Origin of the sequence: Nostoc sp. CHAB 5715 (assembly GCF_020829685.1) — a bacterium.
Classification (GTDB): Bacteria; Cyanobacteriota; Cyanobacteriia; order Cyanobacteriales; family Nostocaceae; genus Nostoc.
In genome coordinates this window covers 1-6681 of record NZ_JAIVFR010000366.1, presented here as the reverse complement: position 1 = coordinate 6681, position 6681 = coordinate 1, and the positions used below count along the sequence as shown (strand labels likewise).

Here is a 6681-nt window from a genome sequence, read left to right as displayed (position 1 = left end):
AAACAAATGCGTGATGGTTCTGCACGTTTACACCCTTAGCTAATGCTGGGTTAACTTCCAGTGCCTTAATTCCTAAATTCGCCAACTGGACGACATAAGGTAATGTACTGTTGTTGAGTGCCTGGGTTGCTGTCCAAGGTACCGCTCCTGGCATATTGGGAACACCATAATGCACCACACCCTCTTCAACGTACACCGGATTTGTGTGGGATGTGGTGTGTAAGGTTTCTATACAACCGCCTTGGTCAACGGCTACATCAACTATTACAGAACCAGGACGCATTTGTTTGACCAATTCGCGCGATACTAATATTGGCGCTCTACGTCCCAGTACTAAAACTGCACCGATGAGCAAATCGGCTTCAATGACTGCGGCTTCAATATGTGCTGAGTTACTATAAAGCAATTCGACTCTAGAGCCAAACAGGGTTTCTAAATAAGATAAGCGCTCGACACTCACATCTAAAATCTGGACGCTAGCACCCATGCCTACAGCAATTTTAGCTGCTTCTGTGCCGACAACGCCGCCACCTAAAATTACTACTTTGCCTGGTTGGACTCCAGGGACACCGCCTAAAAGAACTCCTCTACCACCTTGCTGACGTTCTAAAAATCTCGCCCCAAATTGTACTGCTAGCCGACCGGCAATGACGCTCATGGGGGTGAGCAAGGGTAGTCTGTTAGCACCAGGTTGTTCTACAGTTTCGTAAGCGATCGCAGTTGTGCCACAATCAATTAAATGCTCGGTCAATTTGCGATCGGCTGCTAAATGTAAATAAGTAAATAGTATCTGCCCTTTCTGCAAAAATTTATACTCAGATGTCAGAGGTTCTTTGACTTTAACAACCAATTCCCGATTCCAAGCCGTTTCTGATGTAGGGACAATTTCGGCTCCAGCACTTCTGTAGTTGTCATCTGAAAATCCAGCACCATTACCTGCTTGCGTCTCGACGAAGATACTATGACCATTTTCTTGCAGTACCCGCACACTAGAAGGACTTAAACCTATCCGAAATTCTTGATCTTTATTTTCCTTGGGAACGCCTATTTCCATATATCGCCTCTGATAATTTTTTTGTTTAACTGTAGCCTGCGAATTTCAGGCTTGCTACTTTCGTCTTACGACTGGTCTATTACAGATAGCTGTATTAGAGATAATTAATCTGTGTCCTAAGTTTCTCAATTTAATCTGACTAGCCCCAAACTCTTACCCTTGACTATTGCCCCAGTATTTATACAATATATAAAGAATAGTAACAATTTATTAAAAGAGCAATTGTATAGCTCCCTACCATCCGTGAGAGGTTAAGATAATCTTACTTTTGTCAATTAGAAATTATGCTGAAAATTTCTCACAAGCAGAGGTATGAAGTTAACTCTTGTACTGAACCAATGGAGTAAGAATAAAAGATGCGTATCAAAATTACGCGTAGGCATAGCCCGCCTTCGGCATCGCCTGCTCAAAAATTGTGTTTTCAACCCCAATTTTAGCCCGATTCTAGCGATGTTTTAAGTACTATTGCTTATTGACAAATAGTACCTGACCTTAACCTCTCACGAATGGCTCCCTACTAGGAAGCTTTTGCTGAATTTCTCAAGTAATCTTGGCTATTCAAGGCTGCAATCAGCTTATAAGCTACTAAGTCTAGGGTAAAACTTAAAGGGAAAAGAACAGGCCCATTTTTTTAACCTTTATCGCTTATCCTCGACAACTGCTGCGAAGTCCAATATCAAGTCCCGTTTGCCGAAAAAAGGTTTCTTAAAAATGACACAAACACAACCAACGATTACACCTAAACTAGAGGAGCCTAAGTTTGGCTTTAACGAATATGCTGAACGCTTGAATGGTCGAGCGGCAATGATTGGCTTCGCTTTGCTGCTGGTGATTGAATACGTCACCAATCAAGGGGTGCTATCATGGCTGGGTCTGAAGTAGTGCCACCAACAAGCACAAGGTAGAAGTTGTAAGCTAGTAGTTAAAAGAGTTTCAACCAGCTGGAACAACCAGTTGGTTTGGACTTTAACAATTGATAGCCAAGTACTTCACCTTAGATACTTTAATTAGACTTATTCGTAAATTATTGCCCTAGAATGTAAGCAAGAGAGGAATCGAACTATTTATTAGTGATACAAATATTATAGACTTGCAACTAGTACAGTAGGGCGGAAATCCATCCAGCTACTATGTCAATTAACAAGACTTGGCAAGGAGTAAAATCCCATAGTTAAAAGTATGCAAACTTCCGCCACAGTCTACTACTATATACAAGGCGATTAATGAGTTTACTTCCTCCCTTACTAAAGAAAATCATAATTAGTATCTGCCTTGGATGAGAAAGGCAAATTACGGGTGAGGTATTCTTGGTAAATATACACAAAAGGTGAACTGGAACCAACCAAGCTGTGATGAATGCTGTATTACCTCGTTTTTTGAAGTCAACCTACCGAAAAGAGCCACTAATCAGTGTATTGATGACGATGGGCGCTATAGATGCCCTGATTGGCGGATTGAATGATAGCTGGTCGTTGTTCGCTTTTGGTTTGGGAACAACAGGGATAGCGCTAGCTTTTAAGTTGTGGCGTTTCCAGCAGCGTCGTCCTCTACCAGAGGAACCTGTAGTGCAACATTATTTGCCCTCTCGTTCTTCTAGTGCGCCTTTACCAATGTTAAGCGTTTCTAAGAAAAAACCACCTCTTTAGGAAGTGCAGAGTTATTACTTAAAAACTCTGCAAAATTGATTGGAGCAACCGTATCTATAAAAGTGAGGAAAAAGAGTGAGTAGTGAGGGAAGAGGTGGGGGTAATTTTCTGCGTCCGTATGTTATCCTGGCGTTTATGGCAGCTGTTGCCCTTCCAGTGGCTACCTGGGAAAAGTTTGATATTGATGAAGCTCATGCTGCCATTGAGGTAACACCAAACTCCCAAACTACCAACAGCTTTGCTAATGCCCAACTACTTTACACACTCATAGGACATAACGGAACCGTTAAATCCCTCGCTTTCAGTCCAGATAGCAAAGTTCTTGTGAGTGGAGGTGCAGAAAACGAGGGTGTAATTCACCTGTGGAACCCAGCAAACGGCAAAAAGTTGGGGAATATTAACAAAGCACACCAAACAGCCGTAGAATCTTTAGTGATTTCACCAGATGGGCAAACCCTCGCTAGCTGTAGTGATGACAATACGATTAACCTCTGGAACCTGAAAAATTTTAAATTTACCCGCTCTTTTGTCGGACATACAAGTAACGTTTTATCTTTAGTGGTGTCTCCTGATAGTAAAGTTCTCATTAGTGGAGCTTTGGATGGGATTCGGATATGGGATTTGCTACAGCAGCGCCCGCTTGGTACTCTAGTACGTTTTGATAATTTGATTTATACCCTAGCCCTTAGCCCTGATGGACAGACCTTAGCTAGTGGTGATAATAAGGGTGTAATCAAACTGTGGAATTTGAGTACTGGTAAATTAATCAGTGAATTTGTCGCTCATGATAATGTTGTTAGCAGTGCGATCTTTACACCAGATGGACAAACATTAGTTACTGCTAGCCGCGATCGCACAGTCAAACTATGGAATATTAATACTGGAGAATTAGTCCGCACCCTTACAGGACATAATAACTGGGTAAATGCGATCGCCATTAATCCCGATGGACAAACCCTTGCTAGTGCTGGCAGAGATGGGATTAAATTGTGGGATTTAACTACAGGCGAGTTAATAAATACACTAAGTGGACATACAGACTGGGTGAGTGCGATCGCTTTTAGTCCAAATGGTAAAATTCTTGCCAGTGGTGGATTTGATCAACAAATCAAGATTTGGGGAACTCCACAAAACTTAATCAACACTGAACACCAGTTACTCAACCATTTCAAGAAGTCGGGTAACTGAATGATACATGGTAAAAAGTGCGTAGTTTACCGCACTTCGACAGGCTCAGTGACCACCGTAGGCATCGCATCATAGTAGTACTAAGGTGATAAATATATGAATATTGAGCAAGCAGTTTTGGAAAAATTGCGCCACCTACCTATAGATAAGCAGCAAGAGTTATTGAATTTTGCAGAATTTTTGTATCAAAAAAATATTCCCAAAAGTCCCTTACGTAACGTTAGAGGATTATGTACTGATTTAGCAGTGGATATTACTGAAGAAGACATTACCCAAGCTCGTCAAGAAATGTGGGGGAATTTTCCCAGAGATATTGTTTGATGACAATCGTAATATTTCGGGCGCAACGAGACAAATTGACAGAGCAACTCTTCCTGATATGCCAGACAGGATCATAGCAGCTACTGCTTTTTGTTTAGGTCTTCCTCTAGTTACCCGTGATTTCCAAATTCAGGCATTAACAACTATTCAAACTATTTGGTAATAAATTGGGAAACCTGATACCAGTCGCTTATGGGGTTTTCCTAAAACCGTGCTGGCTCACCGCGCAGCCTAGTGATTACTGTCCAGGTTTCTAGCCTGATGGTGATTTTTAGATTGTTTGCTAAAATTTAATATTGCATTTTTAGAGTTTTTATAGTAGAAAATCAACCAAAGCCCAGATTACATTTTGCCAAAACTAGCTAAAATCAATGCTGGTAGCAACCAAGAGCAATGTCTAGGACGGGCTACGCCTACCCCAATTGTTGAATAACTGTGAATCCTTGATGAAATACAGCCGAGCAAATATCTTATCCAGCAAATTATTGTAAGTATAAACATAGGTAATTCCAAATCATCTATAGCAATCCTTGCAGGAGTCGTGAAAAATATAGATAAGGAAACGAACCGCCCTTCGGGTTCACCAGTCGCCTACGGCGGGAAACCCGCCGTAGGCGCTGGTTCACCAAGAACGCCAACTCTTGGAGAGGCTCCGCCAACGCGCAGCGTCTCCAAGAGTTGGACGCAAAGATAAGAAAGAAAAAAGAGATATATAATTTTCACAAATGATTTAGGACTGCTATATACAGCTACTTGCCCTCTAGAACGGAACAATTTCTGAACTTAGACAATCTTAGAAATGGTCATCGTCAGTAAATGCACTCAGGTAAAAATCGCTATCTTGCCTGAATCAAAGGTTTGCAGCGCTTAAGCGCTATTTTAATAGTCGGACAACTTGCTACTTAAATGATGTTTAATTTTCCCGAATTGCTTTTGATCCCCGTTTCGATAGAATGACTAGGCAGAACCCTAAAACTCAAAACCGCTTTGACTGCGACGCCCATGAATCAACTGAACAATGGTTTTACTATATTTCTAAGTCTGCTAGTCGAGGCGATGCCTTTTTTGCTTCTTGGGGTTTTACTCTCCAGTGTGATACTGGTTTTTGTTGATGTGAGCAAATTAGTAGAAAAAATACCCAAAAATCCGTTGCTGGGTGCTTTAGTTGGCAGCATGATTGGTTTTTTATTTCCGGTATGCGAGTGTGGCAATGTGCCAGTGGCACGACGGTTTCTGATGCAAGGAGTACCAATACCAGTAGTTATTGGCTTTTTGCTAGGAGCACCGACTATTAACCCAATTGTAATTTGGTCAACTTGGACAGCGTTTAATGGTCTGCCTGAGGGGATTACCATAGTAGTATTACGAGTTGTATTTTCCCTACTAATCTCCACAATTATCGGCTATGTTTTCAGTTTTCAAAAGGACTTGAGTCCTATAGTTCAAACTGCGATCGCTCGGTATATGAAGTTTAATCCCCCCGCACCGCCTGAAACCAAACGCCGTGGAAAACGTTACCAAATACAACAGGAAGCAGCAGCACCGAATATCTTGCAATCCGGGACTTATATCTTAGGAGGAAAAGCAGGTATGCCAATGCGGATAGATTCTAATTTGGTACAGCCGACAACCCCAATTTCTAATTCCAATAAACCACTTGCAGATAAACTGCGCTTAGTGCTAGATAATAGCATCCAAGAATTCCGGGAATTAGGCGGAGTCATGGTTTTAGGAAGTGCGATCGCTGCTGGGATTCAAGTACTAGCCCCGCGTGAATTAATTCTCAGTTTGGGTACTGGGCCGATTAACTCAATTGTAGTCATGCTTATCTTAGCAGCAGTGGTGTCAATTTGTTCTACAGTCGATTCTTTCTTTGCCCTGTCTTTTGCTTCGACTTTTAGTAGTGGATCGTTATTGGCATTTCTGGTGTTTGGCCCAATGATTGACATCAAAGGTATTGGTTTGATGTTATCGATTTTTAAGCCCAAAACTGTCTTTTACTTATTTGCTTTAGCAGCACAATTTACATTTGTACTCACCCTTTTCCTCAACTTGCATGTCTTTTAAAAAATTACTTTTCCTTTGTTAATGATTAATGACCAATGATCAATGACTAATAAAAAGCCCAAACCTAAAATCCTAAATCTGTTACTTCCTTGGCTGGATGTTCTAGCAATTACAGCTTGGGGAATTTTGCTGTTGACATATTGGCTGACTGGCAAGCTGAACCTGTTGATTCACCCAAATTACTTTTGGTTAGCGATCATGACTGGTATCAGCTTAATAATTATTGGTTGCTTCAAAATGCAGGAACTACGAAGAGACGACCTATGTCTACGACAACCTCGGCCGCCGCAGCGGCGTCAAGGACCCCACCGGCACCATTACCCACACGACCTTCGACACCCTGGGCCGGCCGGCGGAAAGCTGGACGGGCACGGCCGACGGCGGCGGCGACTTCGCCGTCCTTTT

General features: G+C 42.0%; 8 protein-coding genes and 1 pseudogene. 8 read left to right on the top strand and 1 reads right to left on the bottom strand.

Going from position 1 to position 6681, the window contains the following annotated elements; all coding sequences use genetic code 11:
* Positions 1–1054 (bottom strand): alanine dehydrogenase (gene ald / locus LC574_RS20200; protein ID WP_229455189.1); only part of this gene is annotated, 1054 nt, incomplete at its 3' end.
* A 711-nt stretch (positions 1055–1765) separates the two neighbouring features.
* Between ald and LC574_RS20195 the strand changes: the two genes are divergently transcribed.
* From LC574_RS20195 to LC574_RS20160, 8 genes and pseudogenes are all read left to right on the top strand, one after another.
* Positions 1766–1936 carry a chlorophyll a/b-binding protein gene (locus LC574_RS20195; RefSeq protein ID WP_094331136.1) on the top strand — a complete coding sequence of 57 codons (171 nt, stop codon included), beginning with the start codon at positions 1766–1768 and terminating at the stop codon, positions 1934–1936.
* A gap of 470 nt (positions 1937–2406) precedes the next feature.
* Positions 2407–2700, top strand: coding sequence for a hypothetical protein (locus tag LC574_RS20190; RefSeq protein ID WP_229455191.1), 294 nt, complete (start codon positions 2407–2409; stop codon positions 2698–2700).
* A 75-nt stretch (positions 2701–2775) separates the two neighbouring features.
* Positions 2776–3888, top strand: a complete 1113-nt coding sequence (locus LC574_RS20185; RefSeq protein WP_229455187.1) for a WD40 repeat domain-containing protein — start codon at positions 2776–2778, stop codon at positions 3886–3888.
* Between the two features lie 96 nt (positions 3889–3984).
* The gene (locus LC574_RS20180) at positions 3985–4209 is read left to right on the top strand and encodes a DUF2281 domain-containing protein (RefSeq protein WP_229455185.1); all 225 of its coding nucleotides are present in this window, start codon (positions 3985–3987) and stop codon (positions 4207–4209) included.
* A 541-nt stretch (positions 4210–4750) separates the two neighbouring features.
* Positions 4751–4903: a hypothetical protein gene (locus LC574_RS20175; protein WP_229455183.1), complete on the top strand. Its 153-nt coding sequence runs from the start codon at positions 4751–4753 to the stop codon at positions 4901–4903.
* A gap of 308 nt (positions 4904–5211) precedes the next feature.
* A complete protein-coding gene (locus LC574_RS20170) occupies positions 5212–6276 on the top strand; it encodes a permease (protein WP_229455182.1) in 1065 nt (354 codons plus the stop codon).
* 42 nt (positions 6277–6318) lie between these two features.
* A pseudogene (locus LC574_RS20165) lies at positions 6319–6525 on the top strand (TIGR03943 family protein); the annotation flags it as partial.
* Positions 6500–6681, top strand: a 182-nt coding sequence (locus tag LC574_RS20160; protein ID WP_229455193.1) for a hypothetical protein, incomplete at its 3' end; no start/stop codon positions are given. The pseudogene LC574_RS20165 and the gene LC574_RS20160, both read left to right, overlap by 26 nt.

Excerpts from the sequence above, each read along its gene's own strand:
- LC574_RS20195 (WP_094331136.1), top strand. The coding sequence starts at position 1,766 with ATGACACAAACACAACCAACGATTACACCTAAACTAGAGGAGCCTAAG.
- LC574_RS20190 (WP_229455191.1), top strand. The coding sequence starts at position 2,407 with ATGAATGCTGTATTACCTCGTTTTTTGAAGTCAACCTACCGAAAAGAG.
- LC574_RS20180 (WP_229455185.1), top strand. The coding sequence starts at position 3,985 with ATGAATATTGAGCAAGCAGTTTTGGAAAAATTGCGCCACCTACCTATA.
- LC574_RS20170 (WP_229455182.1), top strand. The coding sequence starts at position 5,212 with ATGAATCAACTGAACAATGGTTTTACTATATTTCTAAGTCTGCTAGTC.